17 protein-coding genes are annotated in these 18436 nt (G+C 54.6%); 11 read left to right on the top strand and 6 right to left on the bottom strand.

From position 1 onward, the window contains the following. Nucleotides 1-11: 11 nt before the first annotated feature. Entirely contained in the window at nt 12-533 is a 522-nt protein-coding gene (locus DL239_RS14905; RefSeq protein ID WP_167684894.1) for a hypothetical protein, read from the bottom strand. A gap of 132 nt (nt 534-665) precedes the next feature. On the opposite strand from DL239_RS14905, the gene DL239_RS14900 reads away from it, so the two are divergent. Further along, nucleotides 666-1076 carry a SufE family protein gene (locus DL239_RS14900; protein WP_167684893.1) on the top strand — a complete coding sequence of 137 codons (411 nt, stop codon included), beginning with the start codon at nt 666-668 and terminating at the stop codon, nt 1074-1076. 66 nt (nt 1077-1142) lie between these two features. Here DL239_RS14900 and DL239_RS14895 read toward each other — a convergent pair whose 3' ends face one another. Together DL239_RS14895 and DL239_RS14890 are read right to left on the bottom strand one after the other, a co-directional pair. Beyond that, entirely contained in the window at nt 1143-1886 is a 744-nt protein-coding gene (locus DL239_RS14895) for a DUF1638 domain-containing protein (RefSeq protein WP_167684892.1), read from the bottom strand. 1 nt (nt 1887) lies between these two features. Further along, a complete protein-coding gene (locus tag DL239_RS14890) occupies nt 1888-2586 on the bottom strand; it encodes a corrinoid protein (RefSeq protein WP_167684891.1) in 699 nt (232 codons plus the stop codon). 226 nt (nt 2587-2812) lie between these two features. Here DL239_RS14890 and DL239_RS14885 point away from each other — a divergent pair, with 226 nt between their 5' ends. Further along, complete coding sequence (locus tag DL239_RS14885; RefSeq protein ID WP_167684890.1) at nt 2813-3892, top strand: PA0069 family radical SAM protein; 1080 nt, start codon at nt 2813-2815, stop codon at nt 3890-3892. A 146-nt stretch (nt 3893-4038) separates the two neighbouring features. Here DL239_RS14885 and bmt read toward each other — a convergent pair whose 3' ends face one another. Together bmt and DL239_RS14875 are read right to left on the bottom strand one after the other, a co-directional pair. Further along, nucleotides 4039-5055 carry a betaine--homocysteine S-methyltransferase gene (gene bmt, locus DL239_RS14880; RefSeq protein WP_167684889.1) on the bottom strand — a complete coding sequence of 339 codons (1017 nt, stop codon included), beginning with the start codon at nt 5053-5055 and terminating at the stop codon, nt 4039-4041. A gap of 363 nt (nt 5056-5418) precedes the next feature. Further along, nucleotides 5419-5736, bottom strand: a complete 318-nt coding sequence (locus DL239_RS14875) for a DUF1476 domain-containing protein (RefSeq protein WP_167684888.1) — start codon at nt 5734-5736, stop codon at nt 5419-5421. 165 nt (nt 5737-5901) lie between these two features. Here DL239_RS14875 and purC point away from each other — a divergent pair, with 165 nt between their 5' ends. The 6 genes from purC to DL239_RS14845 all read left to right on the top strand — a co-directional run bounded on the left by purC (nt 5902) and on the right by DL239_RS14845 (nt 14428). Next, the gene (gene purC / locus DL239_RS14870; RefSeq protein ID WP_167684887.1) at nt 5902-6663 is read left to right on the top strand and encodes a phosphoribosylaminoimidazolesuccinocarboxamide synthase; all 762 of its coding nucleotides are present in this window, start codon (nt 5902-5904) and stop codon (nt 6661-6663) included. Nucleotides 6664-6756: 93 nt separating this feature from the next. Further along, the gene (gene purS, locus DL239_RS14865; RefSeq protein ID WP_167684886.1) at nt 6757-6987 is read left to right on the top strand and encodes a phosphoribosylformylglycinamidine synthase subunit PurS; all 231 of its coding nucleotides are present in this window, start codon (nt 6757-6759) and stop codon (nt 6985-6987) included. Beyond that, nucleotides 6987-7655 (top strand): phosphoribosylformylglycinamidine synthase subunit PurQ, encoded by a 669-nt coding sequence (gene purQ, locus DL239_RS14860; protein WP_167684885.1) that lies wholly within the window; start codon nt 6987-6989, stop codon nt 7653-7655. Before purS ends, purQ begins: the two co-directional genes overlap by 1 nt. A gap of 37 nt (nt 7656-7692) precedes the next feature. Then, nucleotides 7693-9465 carry a sensor histidine kinase gene (locus tag DL239_RS14855; protein ID WP_167684884.1) on the top strand — a complete coding sequence of 591 codons (1773 nt, stop codon included), beginning with the start codon at nt 7693-7695 and terminating at the stop codon, nt 9463-9465. Between the two features lie 28 nt (nt 9466-9493). Then, a complete protein-coding gene (locus DL239_RS14850; RefSeq protein ID WP_167684883.1) occupies nt 9494-10828 on the top strand; it encodes a sigma-54-dependent transcriptional regulator in 1335 nt (444 codons plus the stop codon). A gap of 564 nt (nt 10829-11392) precedes the next feature. Continuing rightward, nucleotides 11393-14428, top strand: a complete 3036-nt coding sequence (locus DL239_RS14845) for an Rne/Rng family ribonuclease (RefSeq protein ID WP_167684882.1) — start codon at nt 11393-11395, stop codon at nt 14426-14428. A 217-nt stretch (nt 14429-14645) separates the two neighbouring features. Here DL239_RS14845 and DL239_RS14840 read toward each other — a convergent pair whose 3' ends face one another. After that, nucleotides 14646-14879, bottom strand: a complete 234-nt coding sequence (locus tag DL239_RS14840) for a sulfurtransferase TusA family protein (RefSeq protein ID WP_167684881.1) — start codon at nt 14877-14879, stop codon at nt 14646-14648. A 93-nt stretch (nt 14880-14972) separates the two neighbouring features. On the opposite strand from DL239_RS14840, the gene DL239_RS14835 reads away from it, so the two are divergent. From DL239_RS14835 to DL239_RS14825, 3 genes are all read left to right on the top strand, one after another. Next, complete coding sequence (locus DL239_RS14835; RefSeq protein ID WP_167684880.1) at nt 14973-15725, top strand: cytochrome c biogenesis CcdA family protein; 753 nt, start codon at nt 14973-14975, stop codon at nt 15723-15725. Between the two features lie 108 nt (nt 15726-15833). Next, a complete protein-coding gene (locus tag DL239_RS14830; protein WP_439650871.1) occupies nt 15834-17084 on the top strand; it encodes a hypothetical protein in 1251 nt (416 codons plus the stop codon). After that, complete coding sequence (locus tag DL239_RS14825; protein WP_167684879.1) at nt 17081-18436, top strand: cytochrome P450; 1356 nt, start codon at nt 17081-17083, stop codon at nt 18434-18436. The genes DL239_RS14830 and DL239_RS14825 overlap by 4 nt, the downstream gene beginning before the upstream one ends.

Genomic DNA, 18436 nt, shown 5'->3' with positions numbered 1-18436 from the left:
TGCAAGTCAGCTTAGCGACGAGTTTCGCGCGCATTGCTTTCACTGGAAACACGGATCAGGTTCACGCCAGCCAAATCCTGATGGGTCAGGCTTTGTGCGACTCGAAGGGTTCGACTAAAATCTGTCCCGGCAGGTGTTGCATACTCTGGATAAACAGCTCGGAAACTGTATTCGAGCGTGTTTTCATCGCTGTCTTCATTTAGGTCTAGGCGGACGTCAAAGGCCCCTTGGCGGCTGGCCAGCCCAGTTGCATAGATGATGGCGCCTGAAGGAGTGCGTTCAATTCTTAGCTCAGTTACACTGGCTACAGGAACGCTGAAATCCTCTTCGGGAGCATTCGAACTGCTAAACAGGCCAGAGTCGGCGTTTTCTGGGATGAGAGGATTGATCTCACCCGCATTCGCGACATCCGATGTCTCGGTATTGTTTGACTTTCCGAACCAGTTGCTTGGGTTCGCCTTAGACCCCCGCCAACTGTTGCACCCGGAAAGGGTAATCCCGGTGATCAATAGAACTGCAATTGAAATGCGCATGGAAGCCGTCCGTTTGAATTGTCCTTACAAGGGATTACCCGATTGCGAGCATGATGAAAAGCGGTTGAAAAAAAACATCACTCAGCATAGGTCGAAGTGAGATCACTTGCGTCAACAAAACGGATTTAAACCATGGCTAGCGCTGCCTTTGAGGACATTGTCGAGGATTTCGAATTCCTAGAGGATTGGGAAGATAGATATCGTTATGTCATTGATTTCGGTAAGGCAATGGAGCCAATGGATGATGCACTAAAGGTGCCGTCGACCAAGGTTCATGGTTGCGCAAGTCAGGTGTGGCTTCACCCATCTGTGGACCAAGGGATATTTTCGTTTACCGGTGACAGTGACGCAATGATAGTACGCGGTCTGGTTGCCGTTTTGCGGGCCTTATATAACGGGCTGCCTGTAGTTGACGTTGGGCAGGTTGATGCGCAGAGCGAGCTTGGTCGTCTGGGGCTGAATGATCACCTTTCTGCGCAACGCTCAAATGGTGTTCGATCGATGATCGAAAAGATTCGCGCGATTTCTGCCGAGGCAGTCTAGAAGTCCCAAGGTTTATGGGAGGGGCCAGCCCCTCTTGGCCGAAGGCCAATTCACCCCGGGATATTTTTAGCCAGATGAAGGTGCGGACCCGGCCCAACTGCGCAGGGTTGGCGCCAGATCGCCGTAACCGGTATGGCGATGTTCAAAGGCAAGGCCCAGGCGTTTTGCGCAGTTTTTCGCACGTTCTACCATCGCGGGATCATTGATCTGGGATTGGTAGACCAGCGTCGTGTAGTTGCCAAAAATCATGTCACGCAGTTCTGGATTTTTGTCTAGTCCCATCGGACGCCAGATAAATGCGTCGAACTGTCTGACCAGGAAGTCAGTCAGGTAGAAGGCGGTGATTTCTCCGCCTGATGACTTTTCTTCGAAGGCTTGGTTGCCTTCGAAGAAAGAATAACAGTGTGGTCCTGCGACCATCTCTACCCCTAGTTTAGCGCAGGCACGTTCTAGCGCGCCGCCTGTGCCGCAATCAGCGTAGACCACGAATATCTGATCATAGCTGGCACGGTGTTTTATCACCGCGGCAGTAACCGCGTCAGGAATTTGGTCTGGGTAAAGGTGTAGCTTGGCGGGCAGGCAGGTCAGGTCCATGTGAGACAACTGGTTGCTAGCGTTGATGTCTAAAATCTCTCTCGCCAGTGCCCCGCAGGCGATCAGCAGGATGCGGCCGGGCTTTGCGACTGGTGCGGCCAGGCCTTGTTCCGTCAGGTCGTCGTCATCCAGCGGATCGCTGGGCTTTGAGTCGCTGGATTTTGGGCGAAGAGCGACACGGCCCTGCAGGCGTGCCGCTCTTCCCCGGCGCGCCAAGTTAGGCGCTCATCTGGTTGTGTTTGCGCGCGACAAGGTCCTTGGCCGTTTCCACGGCCACGGCTGCATCGCGGCAGTAGCTATCGGCACCAATGGCCTTGCCAAACTCGTCATTCAGCGGCGCACCGCCAACCAGCACGATGTAGTCATCGCGTGTCCCATTTTCGACCATCGTATCGATAACGACCTTCATGTAGGGCATGGTTGTGGTCAGCAGAGCGGACATGCCAAGGATGTCAGCTTTTTCGCGCTCGAGTGCTTCGAGATAGTTTTCGACAGGATTGTTGATCCCCAGATCCACTACTTCAAAACCGGCGCCTTCCATCATCATCGAAACAAGGTTCTTGCCGATGTCGTGAATGTCGCCCTTGACGGTCCCGATGACCATCTTTCCGACTTGTGGCGCACCCGTTGCAGCCAACAGCGGTTTCAGGATGGCCATGCCACCTTTCATCGCGTTTGCCGCCAGCAAAACTTCGGGCACAAACAGGATTCCGTCGCGGAAGTCGGCGCCGACGATGGTCATACCACCCACCAGAGCCTCGGTCAGGACCTTGTAAGGTTCCCAGTCACGAGACAGAAGGATGTTCACTCCTTCTTCGATTTCTTCGCGCAGACCATCATAAAGGTCGTCAAACATCTGCTGGACAAGTTCTTCATCGTCCAGTTCTGCCAGGATGATGTCTTCTTCTTCTGACATGGGTGTCTTCCTTGACTTAGGTCGGGGGGCTGCCCCGGTGTGGCCGTGTTCCTGTCCCTTTTTGCCAAAAGGTCGCAGGCGAACTGCAATATTTGCGACATTGCCATGGCGTGAACCGACGTATATGCCCAAAAACAGCAAAATAATAATGAAGATTTCACATGGAGATCTTCGGTTTGTTGAGTTTGTTCTTTATTTGTTCTCATCGGTGGTCCATGGTGCAACCATGCAAACACAAGATCAAACCACAACTACACGCCGCACAGCACGGGCCGCGCTTAGCAACGGTGCAGGGCGATTTGAGATGTCGTATGAGCGGGTTGACGATGGCTGGTTCCCCGAGCCTGAGCCGACGCATGTTCCAACCGAAGTTCGCGAGGAATTGGCCCGGTCGATTATCAGTTACAACCGGTCGCCTGATCTGCCTTTTGATCGCTCCCTTAATCCCTATCGCGGGTGTGAGCACGGCTGCATTTATTGTTTTGCACGGCCGACCCATGCCTACCTTGGGCTATCTGCCGGGTTGGATTTTGAAACCAAACTGATCGCGCGACCAAATGCTGCAGATCTGCTGCGCCAAGAGCTGCGGGCGAAGAAGTACAGGGTGGCTCCACTGGCGATCGGGACCAACACAGATCCTTACCAACCGATAGAGCGGGATCAGAAGGTCGTGCGCTCCTGTTTGAAAGTGCTGAGCGACTTTAATCATCCGGTGGCCATTGTGACAAAAGGCGCGATGATCGAACGGGATATCGATATACTGGCGCCTATGGCGGCTAAGGGGCTGGTTCGGGTTGGGGTCTCGGTGACCACGCTAGATCCCAGTCTATCACGTCGGATGGAGCCCCGCGCGCCAGCGCCCGCCCGCCGACTAGCGACCATCCGAAGGCTCAGTGATGCAGGCATTCCCGTTCGGATAATGATTGCGCCGATAGTACCGGGATTGACCGACCACGAGGTCGAGGCGCTGTTAGCGGCTGGCGCAGAGGCTGGCGCCGATGCAGCCAGTTGGATCATGCTGCGGTTGCCGCGCGAGGTGTCAGACCTGTGGCAGCAATGGTTGGCAGAGCACGAGCCGGGCAGGGCGGCCAAGGTGATGGCGCGACTGCGGGAAATGCATGGCGGGCGGGATTATGATCCCCGCTGGGGTCAGCGTATGCGCGGAGAGGGAGAATATGCCCGCATGATCGGGCATCGGTTTAAGACAGCGTGCAAGAAACTAGGACTGCAAGAGAAAACACCTGATCTGCGCTGCGATCTGTTTGCCTGCCCGCCGCAGGTGGGGGATCAGCTGTCGCTGCTGTAAAGATGCTGGTGCACTCCTCTTCTCTGCCACCCACGGCAAAGGATGGCGTAAAATAGAACGCTATAAATTGGGGGGGCAGTGCTTCTTTTTGCCTAAAATACTCAAAAGCAACCGCAACAAAAATGCGCTACGGTTGCCTTGATTGATTACCCGCGACGGCGGCTGCGGCGCTCACGCTTTGGTGCGCCGCTGTCGTCACCGGTTCCATCACTGGCTGACGAGAACCCGCCAAGTTTTTCGACGATCTGATCCAGGGTCGGGCGCTCGCCACGTGGCTGGGTATCAAGCGCTTCGCGCATGGCACGCAGGTGGTCGGGTAGGGTGCCACAGCAGCCGCCAATGATCTTGGCACCGCTATTGCGAGCCATCACCGCATATTCAGCCATCAGGGCAGGTGTGCCGTCATAGTGGATGTGGCCGTCGACATATTTTGGGATGCCTGCGTTACCCTTAGAGATTACTGGTCGCTCGGTTCCCTGAGCCGCAAAACCCAGAACTGTGCGCAGAATATCCGAGGCCCCAGTGCCGCAGTTGGCACCAAAGGCCAGTGGCTTGTTTTCAATGGTTTCAACCAAGTCAGCCAGTGCGGCCGAAGTGACGCCCATCATTGTACGGCCTGCTGTGTCAAAGCTCATGGTGCCACACCATGGCATACCGGCCAGAGCAAAAGCTTCGGCCGCAGCAATGAATTCTTCCGGAGCAGAAATGGTTTCCACCCAAAGAACGTCAACGCCACCAGCTTTTAGGCCTTCGGCCTGCTCGTGGAACATTTCAACAGCCAAGGCATGGCTGAGTTCTCCAACCGGCTGCATGATTTCACCGGTTGGGCCAACAGAACCGGCCACGGCAATCTTGCGATCTGATTTGTCGGCAACTTCACGGCCAAGCTCGGCGCCAATTTTGTTCAGCTCGTGCACACGGTCTTGGGCGTCATGCAATTTCAGTCGCGAAGCTGTTCCGCCAAATGTGTTGGTCAGAAACAAGTCGCTGCCCGCATCAACAGAACCTTGATACAGTGCTTTGATTTTGTTCGGCTCATCAACATTCCACAATTCCGGAGAATCACCCGATTGCAGGCCCATGTTGAAAAGATTGGTGCCAGTGGCGCCGTCGGCTAGCAGCACATCTTTGCTGTTGAGCAAGTCAATAAAGGTATTGGTCATGTCAGGTATCCTGTGAACGCCGGGCAGAGCCCCGGACCGCATCAACGGTTCAGTTGTCTTGCTTGTCCTGTGTCATGCAACGGGCGACAAGGCAAATCCATTTTGCTCATCTTCATTATGAGATACAGCGCAACAGTTTAGCGAAGTGGTCGGGCATCGGACACGGTGAGCCGGATGCTGATTGGGGGGTGCTCGCTAAGTGACTGAATAGAGGGTGTACTTTTGTGACCTCACCCAGCTGTGGCAACAGTGAAACGCCTGATGTGATCTTGGCCAGCCTGAAACAAAACGCTTCAGACGCTTCACCAAAACAAGAACAATTTTTGCATTCCCACAGAAATCCTGAGGCAAACGCGGATTGATCTAGCCTGCTTCTGAGAGAACCTGCGCCTTTGCTTCGGGCAGCAATACAGCACGTTTTTTCCGGATTTCTTCAGACGTCACGTTGCCCTGCAGATCAGCAGTCAACTTACGAACGACATCTTCGTGGTCTGCTTCTTCTATATCTGCGGTGACTACAGTCTTAGCGTAGTCTTCTGCCTGAGTTCCTGATTTGCCCATTTTCTCCGCGGCCCAAAGGCCTAGCAATTTATTGCAACGCGCCTGTGCATTGAATTGCATTTCTTCGTCATGGGCAAACTTGGCCTCAAATGCCTGTTCTCGGTCGTCAAATGTAGTCATCCGTTTTCACCTTTTTGATAAAAGAATTCCTATAGTTCTGATATTAGTATCGCGTTCGGCTGGTACAAGGGGCGCGGGTTGCTTGCGGCACTGGCAGGCTTGCTCTATGAGGGCGGCACAAACAGGATTCACTCATCCACTCCAGGCTTACTCGAAAGGCTGTCCATGGCGCGTCGCAAAAAAATCTACGAAGGCAAAGCCAAAACATTGTATGAAGGCCCCGAGCCCGGCACCATCGTACAGTATTTCAAAGACGATGCTACCGCGTTTAACGCCGAGAAAAAGGATGTCATCGAAGGCAAGGGTGTTCTGAACAACCTGCTGAGCGAATACTTCATGGAAGGCTTGGGGCAAATTGGTGTCCCGACCCATTTCCTGAAACGTTTGAACATGCGCGAACAACTGGTTCGCACCTGTGAAATCGTACCGCTGGAAGTGATCGTTCGCAACTTTGCCGCTGGCAGCCTGTGCACGCGTTTGGGAATCGACGAAGGCACACAGCTGCCACGTCCGATTGTCGAGTTTTGTTACAAAGATGACGCCCTGGGTGATCCTTTGGTCAGCGAAGAGCACATCGCTGCCTTTGGCTGGGCCAGCCAGCAGGATATGGATGATATCCTCAGCATGACCCTGCGGGTGAATGACTTCATGTCTGGCGTGATGCTGGGTGTTGGCATTCGTCTGGTCGACTTCAAAATTGAATTTGGTCGTGTTTTCGAAGGCGACTTCCAGCGCTTGGTCGTTGCCGATGAGATCAGCCCGGACAGCTGCCGCCTTTGGGACATCGAAACCGGTCGCAAGCTGGACAAAGATGTGTTCCGCCGTGACCTGGGCAGCCTGACGGATGCCTACTCCGAAGTCGCACGACGCTTGGGCGTGATGCCCAACACACCGCCACAGGGCGGCAAGCCGACACTGGTCAACTAATAATCCGGGCGCCCGCTGTGGGCGTCTGGTTTTGAGTATTTTTAGCAAAAAGAAGTCCATAGGGCTTTGCCACCGCAATCGAGGAATGACGCGATGAAGGCACGGGTGCATGTGATGCTGAAGAATGGAGTTCTGGATCCACAGGGTGAGGCCGTGCGCCACGCCTTGGGGGCGATGGGCTTTGATAAGGTGAATGGTGTTCGCCAGGGTAAGGTGATTGACCTGAGCCTGGCTGAAGGTTCCAGCGAGGCAGATGTCACTGACATGTGCGAAAAGCTGTTGGCCAACACAGTGATAGAATCCTACAGCATCGAGATTCTGTGATGAAGGCGGCGGTTGTTGTCTTTCCGGGCTCAAACTGCGACCGCGATCTCGCGGTTGCCTTTGAAGCGGCCGGCTTTGATGTTTCGATGGTCTGGCACAAGGATAGCGAGCTTCCATCGGGAGTAGACATCGTTGGTGTGCCAGGCGGATTTTCCTATGGCGATTATCTGCGCTGCGGTGCGATTGCGGCCCAGTCTCCGATTTGTAAGGCTGTTGTGAACCACGCGGATCGTGGTGGTTATGCGATCGGGATCTGTAACGGCTTTCAGGTTCTGACCGAAACTGGTGTCTTGCCGGGTGCGCTACTGCGTAATTCAGGGCTGAAGTATATCTGCCGTTCGGTTGACCTGAAGGTTGCAACCACTGACAGCGTGTTCACATCAGAATATTCTGTGGGTGACGTGATGACTGTGCCGATTGCACATCATGACGGCAACTACTTTGCTGATGCTGAAACAGTTGCAAAGCTGCAGGGCGAAGATCGGGTTGCCTTTACCTATTGCGACAACCCCAATGGCTCAATTGGTGATATTGCCGGCATCCTGTCCGACAACCGCCGGGTTCTGGGCATGATGCCCCACCCAGAGCGGGCTGTGGACGAAGCCCACGGCGGCACCGATGGGGTGGCAGTGTTCCGCGCATTGACAGGAATCGTTGCCACTGCGTGACTTGTGATGGCGGGGCACTCGGCGTAGATTTACGCTTATGAGTGCCCCGCATACCCTTTCTCCGGAAAATCAGGCCAAAAAGCCGTCCCGAACGTTCTCGTGGAAGGTACGGCTGGCACTGGCGTTACTTTTGGTGGTTGTGTCGGTCACGGTGTGGCAAACCAACCGATTGCTGTCCAATCGGTTCACCCAGACCACGCGCAACAAAGCCGAACTTCGCTTGGCGCTATATTCCGGCAACCTGTTGAGTGAGCTGCGACAAAATGCCATCGTTCCGCAACTTTTGGCGCGGGACCAGACACTGATCTCGGCGCTTCAGTCTAGTGACTTCTCGCTGTCTACCCAAAGACTGATTTCGTTTGTTGATGAAATCGGCGCCGCATCAATCATGCTGTTGGCGCAGGATGGGCGCACGGTCGCGGCAACTGATCGCCATCGTCTGGGAGAACGACACCGCAACGCGTCTTATTTTGTGGACGCTGTTCGCGCCAATACCACCGTGTTCTCTGTTATCCCGCGAGAGGCTGGTGGCTATAGTTTTACCTATGCCCGCAGGATAGAGGATTCATCGGAAGTTCTGGGTGTGATCGTGGTCGAGGTCGACCTGCAGAAGTTCGAGCGTGCCTGGGCCGGAATTTCTGACGCGGTCATGGTCAGCGACAGTACGGGCACCATTGTGCTTGCGACAGAATCACGTTGGCGGGGCCTAAGCGAGGCCGACGCCCTGACCCAGCAAACCCCACAGGGCGCGATCCAGCGCGCAATCCGTGCCACAACAGATTGGACCGTGTTGCCTGCGGATGCCTATCTGCAGGGCGAGGCCGTGATGCGAATTACCAACCGCATCCAGTTTCGTGGCTGGCACATGACATCTTACACCACCTATGCCTCGATCCGTGAACGGGTGAATGCCGTTTTGGCGCTAGAGATCATGGGGTTTGCGATTTTCTTGGCGCTAGGTTTCTACACGCTGAGTCGTAGATCAGCGCTGCGCATGGCTTTGATTCAGCGGGAATCGGCGGAGCTTCGCGTATTGAACTCTCGCTTGCAGCGGGAAATCGCCGAACGGGAAAGGGTGCAGCAGACGCTCGCTGTGGCCGAGCAAAGTCTGGCGCAGAGCTCAAAACTGGCGGCGCTGGGGGAGATGTCAGCAGCTGTCAGTCACGAGTTGAACCAACCATTGGCGGCCATGAAAACCTATCTGGCTGGTGCTCGATTATTGTTGGGTCGGAACCGACCAGAGGAGGCTTTGGTTTCCTTTGGTCGGATTGATGACCTGATCGAACGAATGGGCGCGATTACGCGCCAGCTGAAGTCTTACGCACGTAAGGGTGGTGATACGTTGAACCCAGTAAACATGGGCGATGCACTTGCGTCTAGCCTGTCGATGATGGAGCCTCAGCTGCGTCAGCGTCACGTGAAGATTGCCCGCGTGTTGCCTGACATGCCCGTCTACGTGATGGGGGATCGGATGCGGATCGAACAGGTGATGGTGAACCTCTTGCGAAATGCACTAGACGCCACCAAATCTGTTGTAGACCCCGAGATTGAGATCATTCTTGCTGCCGGGGAGACTGCAATTCTTGCAGTGCGAGACAACGGAGTGGGAATCAAGGATTTTGGCGAACTATTTGAGCCGTTTTATACAACTAAACTGCCAGGGGATGGTGTCGGGCTTGGGCTTGCTATCTCGTCGGGGATCGTGAACGACCTTGGTGGAAGATTGACAGCCCGCAATGCCGAGAACGGCGGTGCAGTGTTTGAAATGCAATTGCCGATCTTGGTGGATGGGGTCGAAGCCGCTGAATAAGCGCGGTGTGTTTGAGGAAGGATACGTTATGGCACAGGCCATGAAAATCGCGATTGTCGACGACGAGCAGGACATGCGCCAGTCAATCAGCCAGTGGTTGGCCCTGTCAGGCTACGATACCGAAACCTTTGCCAGCGCCGAAGATGCGCTGAAAGTGCTGAGTGCGGATTACCCCGGCATCGTTATCTCGGATATTAAAATGCCGGGCATGGACGGAATGCAGTTCCTAAAAAAACTCATGGGAAGCGACAGTGCTTTGCCTGTGATAATGATCACAGGTCACGGCGATGTACCTATGGCGGTCGAGGCAATGCGGGTAGGGGCCTTTGATTTCCTTGAGAAACCTTTCAATCCAGATCGCATGTCAGAGCTCGCCAAGCGCGCCACTGGGGCCCGCCGTCTGGTGCTCGACAACCGCGTGTTGCGCCGTGAATTGTCTGACGGCACTCAGATCATGAAAAAGCTGATTGGCGCCAGCCCGGTTATGGAACGTCTGAAAGAAGATATTCTGGACCTTGGTCAGGCCGACGGCCATGTGATGATCGACGGTGAAACCGGCACCGGAAAAACCTTGGTGGCACACGCGCTGCATGCGGTCGGCAGCAGGGCAGGTAAGAAATTTGTACTGGTGAGCTGCGCCGCGCTAGAGGAAGAGGCGCTGTCAAAACGCCTGTTTGGTCCGATGATGCCCGAAGATTCTCTACTGCCCGCTATCGAAGAGGCACGTGGCGGAACGCTGGTTCTGGAAGATATTGATGCCCTGACCGAACCACTTCAAGGCAAGCTGCTGAGCGTGATCAACGAGCAGGGAACCCCAGGCGAAACCCGCATCGTTGCGATTTCCAACCTGCAAGAAGCCGGTAAAACCTGTGAAGACGCGTTGCGATCGGATCTGTTCTATCGCCTTGCTGCCCTGCGGATTACTGTTCCGCCATTACGCCAGCGTGGCGAAGATATTCTGACCCTGTTCATGCGTCTGTCAGAGCAGTTTTCGGAAGAATACGGCTGCGAGGCCCCAAAGGTATCAGCACAGGAGGCGGCTCAATTATTGCAGGCTCCATGGCCGGGTAATGTCCGCCAGTTGATCAATATCGCCGAGCGGGCCGTGTTGCAGGCGCGACGTGGATCCGGGACCATTGCGTCACTTTTGATGTCGGACCACGAAGAGATGCAGCCGGTGATGACAACCGAAGGTAAGCCGTTAAAGGAATACGTTGAGGCCTTTGAGCGGATGCTGATCGACAACACCATGCGCCGCCACAAGGGCTCGATTGCATCGGTGATGGAGGAGTTGTGTCTTCCCCGCCGGACGTTGAATGAAAAAATGGCCAAATACGGCTTGCAACGGTCCGATTATCTCTAGCGGAAATTACTCCACAGGCCCTTCTAGGGCCGCAGACAGTTAAAAGTGATGAAAAAACAGGCTGGCAAGCGATGAAATTCGCTTGTTTTTAACCTTTTGGCGGAATTGGTCGTCTAATGAAGGTGAATTCCATGGGCGAGTCAAAGAAGCCCATTGTCATTACCTATCCACAGGCAGTATGCTGTCAGGAAGTGACCACCACCAATAGGATGTTGTCACTACAAATGAGTTTCGCTGTTTTTCGTCTTTGTCCGGCACGATCCGAGAAGGTGAAAACAGACCGATTGGCCCCGGGATCCGGGGTAGTTTAGCGCCTGAGCCGGAGAGTTTTCGGGGCAGGAAAAAATGGGCAGGGTTCGGGATACCCCCCACCTGTCGGAGAAGAACCGCGATGACGCGCGCGCAGGCACAGAGCACAGAGACAGGACCGACGGAAAGATTTTCCGCGACCATGTCCCGTCGCGCGCCGTCAGATATCGCCCTGACAAGACACCACCCAAAACGCGCAGCCCCCCCCGGTAACGGCCGGAGCCAGCGCGCACAGGCATGGTGCACTAAGGAAACATGGCAAAGAAGATGCTTATTGATGCCACCCACGCCGAGGAAACTCGGGTTGTGGTGGTCGACGGAAACAAGGTTGAGGAGTTCGACTTTGAATCCGAGAACAAACGCCAGCTCGCTGGTAATATCTATCTAGCAAAAGTAACACGCGTCGAACCTTCACTGCAGGCCGCTTTTGTTGAATATGGCGGCAATCGCCATGGCTTTTTGGCGTTTTCGGAGATTCATCCCGATTACTATCAGATCCCGGTCGCCGACCGCGAAGCGCTGATGGAGGAAGAACGCCTCTATGCCGAAGCAATGCGTGCCAAGGATGACGAGGAAGACAATAAACCGTCCAAGCCGCGTCGCTCCCGTTCACGTAGCCGAAGCAAGGCTGAGGGCGTAAAGTCCAAGGATGCTGTCGAGACCAAAGAAGTCGAGATCACCAGCCCTGAAATCTCCGGTATGGAAACTATCGATCTCAGCGATGAGACCGACTCCACAACTGCGGATGTACTTGGCACGGCTGAAGGCAGCTCTCCGATGGAGACTGTCGCTGAAACACCAGTTGAAGAGCCAACTGATGAACAGGCGCCAGAGGTCGAAGCTCCTGCTGAGACAGCAGAGACTGAGCAGCCCGAGGCTGAAGCAGTTGAAGCCGCTGCTGAAGAAGTAGCGACTGAAGAGCAGCCTCAGGATGAGGCGGCAAAGGAACCTGTTGCAGAGGCTGTCGCTGATGAAGCTGCGACTGCCGATGTTGCAGTGGAAGCTGACGCTGAACCCACCGAAGCCAAAGAAGCAGGCGACGACGAAGCCGATGAAGAAGAAAAGCGCGCAGACGCGACTTCAAAAGACAGCTCTATCGAATCTGTAGCAGACGAAGACGACAGCGAAGACATTCGCCCACGTCGTAAACCACGTCCAAAGCGTTACAAGATCCAGGAAGTCATCAAGGTTCGCCAGGTTCTGCTGGTTCAGGTCGTCAAAGAAGAGCGCGGCAACAAAGGTGCTGCTCTGACCACATACCTTTCGCTGGCTGGCCGTTACTGTGTACTGATGCCTAACACCGCGCGCGGTGGTGGGATTTCTCGTAAAATCACTAACGCTGCTGACCGTAAGAAACTAAAAGAAATCGCCAACGAAATCGACGTGCCAACTGGCGCGGGCCTTATTGTGCGCACCGCTGGTGCCAAACGCACCAAGGCCGAAATCAAACGCGATTATGAATACCTGCAACGCCTTTGGGAGCAGATCCGCGAACTGACGCTGAAATCGATTGCGCCAGCCCGTATCTATGAAGAAGGCGACCTGATCAAACGTTCGATCCGCGATCTTTATAATCGCGAGATAGACGAGGTGTTTGTCGAAGGTGAACGCGGCTACCGCATCGCCAAAGACTTCATGAAAATGATCATGCCGTCGCACGCCAAAAACGTGAAACGGTACAATGAAACCCTGCCGCTGTTCGCCCGCTATCAGGTCGAAAGCTATCTGGGTGGCATGTTCAACCCTACCGTCCAGCTGAAGTCTGGCGGCTATATCGTGATCGACGTCACCGAGGCCCTGGTTGCCATCGACGTGAACTCGGGTCGGGCCACCAAAGAAGGCTCGATCGAAGACACCGCGACCAAAACCAACCTGGAAGCCGCCGAAGAGGTTGCCCGTCAGTTGCGCCTGCGTGACCTTGCTGGTCTGATCGTTATCGACTTCATCGACATGGACGAGCGTAAGAACAACAACGCTGTTGAAAAGCGCATCAAAGACAAGTTGAAGACCGACCGCGCCCGCATCCAGATTGGTCGCATCTCGGGCTTTGGCCTGATGGAAATGAGCCGACAGCGTCTGCGTCCGGGCATGCTCGAGGCGACAACTCAACCTTGCCCATCCTGCCACGGCACTGGTCTGATCCGTTCTGACGATAACATGGCGCTGACCATTCTGCGCCAGATCGAGGAAGAAGGCACACGCAACCGATCACGTGAAGTTTTGATTCGTTGCCCAGTCAGCATCGCCAACTTCCTGATGAACCAAAAACGCGAGCACATCGCTCAGATCGAAGCCCGTTACGGTCTGTCGGTTCGCATCGAAGGTGACCCGCATCTGGTCAGCCCTGACTTCACAATGGAGAAGTTCAAGACGGCCACCCGTGTCGTATCGGTTTCAGCTGGTCCGGTGGTGTCTGTTGACACCTCGTTGATGGATCAGGTGGATGCTGATGAGGCTGAAGCCAGTGACGAGGACGCAGATTCGAGTGCTGCCGAGGCGACAACACCTGAAGAGGGTGAGGCAAAGCCCAAGCGCAAGCGTCGTCGTCGTCGTCGCCGGTCAAACAAGTCCGAGAATGGTGAAAATGGGGCTGAAGCTACTTCTGAAGAAGGTGCCGAGGGTACTGCGGATGCCGCCACTACAACCGAGGGGGAAGCTGAAGGCGAACCTGCGGCTGAAGATGAGCAACCTGCCGAGGAAGTGAAAAAGCCAAAGCGGACACGCACTCGTTCACGCTCACGTAACAGTAAGCCTAAAACTGATACATCGGATGATGTGGCCTCGACTGAAGCACCAACAGATTCCGTTGTTATCATCGACACTGCCGAAACGCAGGCTGATGCTGTTGTCATAATCGACACTGCAGAAACACAGACTGATACCGTTGTTGTGATCGACACAGCAGAAGCGGAACAGCCTGCCGCCGCCGACGCAGCAGCACCCACAGACGCGGAGCCAGTAACTGAGGTTGCTCCTGAAACTGCTGCAGAGGAAACCGCCGAAGCACCAGTCGCTGAACAGCCTGAGGTCGTGGCTAAATCCGCTCCTGAAACTGTTGAAGTGGCTGTGCAAGTAGAAGAGGTTGCCCCAACTGCGGATGCAGAGGCGGAACCGGTACCGGAAGTCGCCGAAGCCGCAGCGCCTGAAGCAGCTGAACCAGAGACTGCCGCTGAACCCGAAGCCGAAAAGTCAGAGGCCGAGCCAGAACTGGTAGCAGCCGAAGAGGTTGCGCCAGAGCCTGAACAGCCGCCAAAGCCCAAGCGGCGCGGCTGGTGGTCGCTGGGTAACTAGAACAAGTTTTAAACGCCGGGGAAAACCCCGGCGTTTTTGCTTTAAACTGGCCTGCCGGATCCGCGGATCATTTTTAATAGATCGTTAGGTTGTTTCGCGCGCGAAACGTTTTTATCCCATTTCCAACAAATCGGCGCGAACCCGGTGCACAGGTGGTGCACAGTTATCACCGGCACTTTTGGGGGATGTCAGACGTTGTAGGGCCCCTGTGGTGGGCTCAGCCGCCCTTGCGGACCAAATAGACCTGATGGCCGTCAGCTTCGGTAATCTCGACCAACGTGTGGCCGGCCTCATTACAGAAATGTGGTACGTCAATCACCGCTGCAGGGTCGTCAGCCAATAACTGAAGAACCGCGCCTGATGGCAGTGGCTTCAGCCGCTTACGGGCCTTTAGAACGGGCAGGGGGCACAACAGGCCAATGGCATCCACTGTTTCGCTAATTTCATTCATAACTGTCAGATATGACGGAAATTTCATCCTGTCCACAGGGTTGTGACCGGATGTCCTCGTGACCTTTGAAAACAGGTGCGTTAAGGCAGAGATATGTTTGGTATAGAAATCATCGATGCAGGCCTACTCCCTGCCATGCTCGTCGCGCTGGTTGCCGGCTTGATCAGCTTCCTTTCCCCCTGTGTGCTGCCCATTGTGCCCCCCTATCTGGCCTATATGAGCGGCGTTTCAATAGGAGATATGCAGAACCCCGGCGCCGCCCGTCGCAAGGCGATTCTGGCTGCCCTGTTCTTTATCATGGGTCTATCCACCGTGTTCTTGCTGCTGGGCTTTACGGCTTCAGTTTTCGGGGCATTTGTCCTGCAAAATCAAGAGCTTTTCGCGCAAGTCTCAGGCGTGGTGGTGATCATCTTTGGCCTGCATTTTCTGTCGGTTTTCCGCATTCCGATCTTGGACCGCGAGATGAGAATGGAGGCAGGTCAGTCCGGTGGATCCGCAGTTGGGGCCTATGTTCTGGGTCTTGCTTTTGCCTTTGGCTGGACCCCCTGCATTGGCCCGCAATTGGGGGCTATTCTTTCACTTGCAGCTTCCGAAGCTTCCGTCGCCAGAGGAACAATCCTGCTCGGAATCTACGCGCTTGGGCTTGGTGTTCCCTTCCTTCTAGCCGCCATATTCCTCAGCCGGTCTATGGTTCTGATGGGAAAAATGAAACGTCATATGGGGCTGATAGAAAAGCTCATGGGTGGCTTGCTGCTGTTCGTTGGTGTGATGCTGGTTACCGGGTTGTTCTCCACCTTCTCTTGGTGGCTTCTTGAGACCTTTCCGGCACTAGCTAGCCTAGGCTAGGGAATAGGGGCCTTCGGGCCCCTTTTTCTTTAGATGCAGGGTCTTACTCTTGCCAGAATGAAACGCTACGGTAGGCCCAGTAAATAAAAGGGCAAGGTTTTGGGGAACATTGAAAACAAGTCGCAAGGCACTAGAGTGCACCGGCGTCGGGTTTTTTATATCCCTGGATACGACCCAATACCGCCACGTCGGTATCGTGAACTCTACCGCAAGGAAAGCGCTGCGCAGGCTGAGATTTCTGGCTATGAAATTGAGCTTGCTGCCAAGACTGTGAAAACGGGTTCCTATGGATGGCGGGTGCATTCCACTATCGAGGATGCTAAAACAACGACTGACGTCGATGTGCTTGTCTGGTCCGATATCGTTCGCGATAGCATGGAAAACTCGATACTGGCGACCTACCTGCAACTGATTCAAACAGCTTGGATCTATATCTCAACCGGAGCGTTGGGTCGGTTGATGACGCTCCGTAAAGGTCCTGTTATTGCAGCATTATATCCCATTGGGATGTTGCTTGCACAGGCGTTGTTAGCGGGTTTGTTAGTCTGGGGAACTGCGTGGGCGTGTATCGGCGTGGCAGGTCTTTTCTCAGTCTCTGGCTTTTTTGTTCAATCGATAAGCTTATTGCTTGGCCTGTTGCTTGGTGTCGGGGTTTTGCGCTGGTTCAAGAAACTGGATGGCAAGTTTTTTGCCTACTACCTCATGCATGATTACGCCTATTCAGCCTCTTCCAAGGGGGCCTATTCGCCGGATTTGGAAGGGCGTATAGCTGAGTTCACGGTATTAATTCGGACTGCACTGAATGACGATCAACTGGATGAGGTGCTGGTTGTTGGCCATTCCTCTGGGGCTCATATCGCTGTGTCGGTATTGTCAGACATGATCCGGACGGGGCTGCCGGATGACCACCCGACGCTCGGTTTTCTGAGCTTAGGGCAGGTGGTCCCGATGGTTTCCTTTCTGCCAAAGGCGTACCGGTTGCGCGGCGATTTGAAATTCCTGTCGCAGCGGGATGAATTGGCATGGGTTGATGTTACCGCGCCCGGTGACGGTTGCGCCTTTGCGCTATGCGATCCGGTTAGTGTCAGCGGGGTAGGAGCTGACGGAAAACTCTGGCCTTTGGTGTTCTCAGCTGCATTCACTCAGACGTTAAGTCCGCAACGCTGGGCCGAGCTACGCTGGCGCTTTTTTCGCCTGCATTTCCAGTATCTTTGCGCCTTTGATCAGCCTGGAGACTATGACTATTTTCAAATCACTGCTGGCCCGGTAACACTGCAGGAGAGATATCGTGATCGCAAACCGTCACAGTCGCGGATTGATCAAGCAGTCTCCAAATATACAGCGGTATCCGCGACATGATCCCACCTAAACCACCATCCCGACGGGGAAAAGTCTCGCTTTGGCGCTATCTTCGCCTGTTTCGCCAAGACATCCTGTCTGCACAGCCTGCACGCTTGTACCACGCCTGGATGGCTGAATTTCGTACTCCATTTTTCCGCTCTTTCATGATCAATCAGCCTGATCTGGTCAAAGAGGTTCTGAAGAACCGGCCTGATGATTTCCCGAAATCCAATCGCATCGCTGAAGGGTTGCGACCATTGTTGGGGAACTCAGTTTTTCTGACCAATGGTGACACCTGGAAGCGCCAGCGCCGGATCATTGACCCCGCGTTTGAGGGGGGACGGTTAAAGGATGCCTTTCCAGCAATGTGGGACGCGGCTGAGGCGTCGGTGCTGCGTTTGCAGGGGCAGCTGGATAAGCCTATCGAGATTGAGGCCCACACCAGCCATGCCGCTGCAGATGTCATCTTCCGAACCTTGTTTTCAATCCCGATCGAGCACGAAATCGCGTCTCAGGTCTTTACTCGTTTCAGGGATTATCAGCGAAGCCAGCCAATCCTGAATTTGGCCGCTTTCATTCCTGTCCCACGTTGGATGCCGCGGTTTTTCAAAAAGTCGACCAAACGGGATGCGGCAGAAATTCGACGACTAATCACACGGTTGACCGCCGAACGCATGCAGATGATTGAAACCGACGATGCGCCCGACGATCTGGCGACTAAAATTATGACTACGTCCGACCCTGTTACGAGCGAGCGCTTCACTACGGAAGAAATGGTTGATCAGGTGGCGATCTTCTTTCTGGCCGGCCATGAGACCAGCGCGTCGGCGTTGGCCTGGACGTTGTATTTGTTGGCGCTTTATCCGGAATGGCAGGACAAGGTTGCTGACGAGGCAGAGGCACTTGAGGATCAATCTTTTGCAGTGATGTCCAAGTTGCGTATATGCCGGGATGTATTTCGCGAGGCCCTGCGGCTGTATCCACCTGTTCCTATGATGGTCCGGCAGGCAACCTGCCCGGAACATTTTCGAGATAGGGAGGTGCCAAAGGGCTCACAACTTGTGGTCAGCCCATGGCATCTGCATCGTCATGACAGGCTATGGGACAACCCGGATGGATTTGATCCTGAACGCTGGGGAACTGAAAATGGTAAGGCCTGTCAACGGGATGCGTTCATTCCGTTTTCGGCCGGCGCTCGGGTCTGTACCGGGGCCGGGTTCGCGATGGTCGAAGGACCGCTGATCCTGTCGATGTTGCTTCGCAATTTCAAGGTAGAGCTTGTCGCGGGGCATGAGCCGGTGCCTGTGGCTCACTTAACGGTCAGATCCAAAGATGGAATTTGGCTAAAACTGAGCCGTAGATCGTCCTAG

Source organism: Parasedimentitalea denitrificans (assembly GCF_011813015.1).
GTDB lineage: Bacteria > Pseudomonadota > Alphaproteobacteria > Rhodobacterales > Rhodobacteraceae > Parasedimentitalea > Parasedimentitalea denitrificans.
This window is presented reverse-complemented; position numbering and strand designations above follow the sequence as displayed.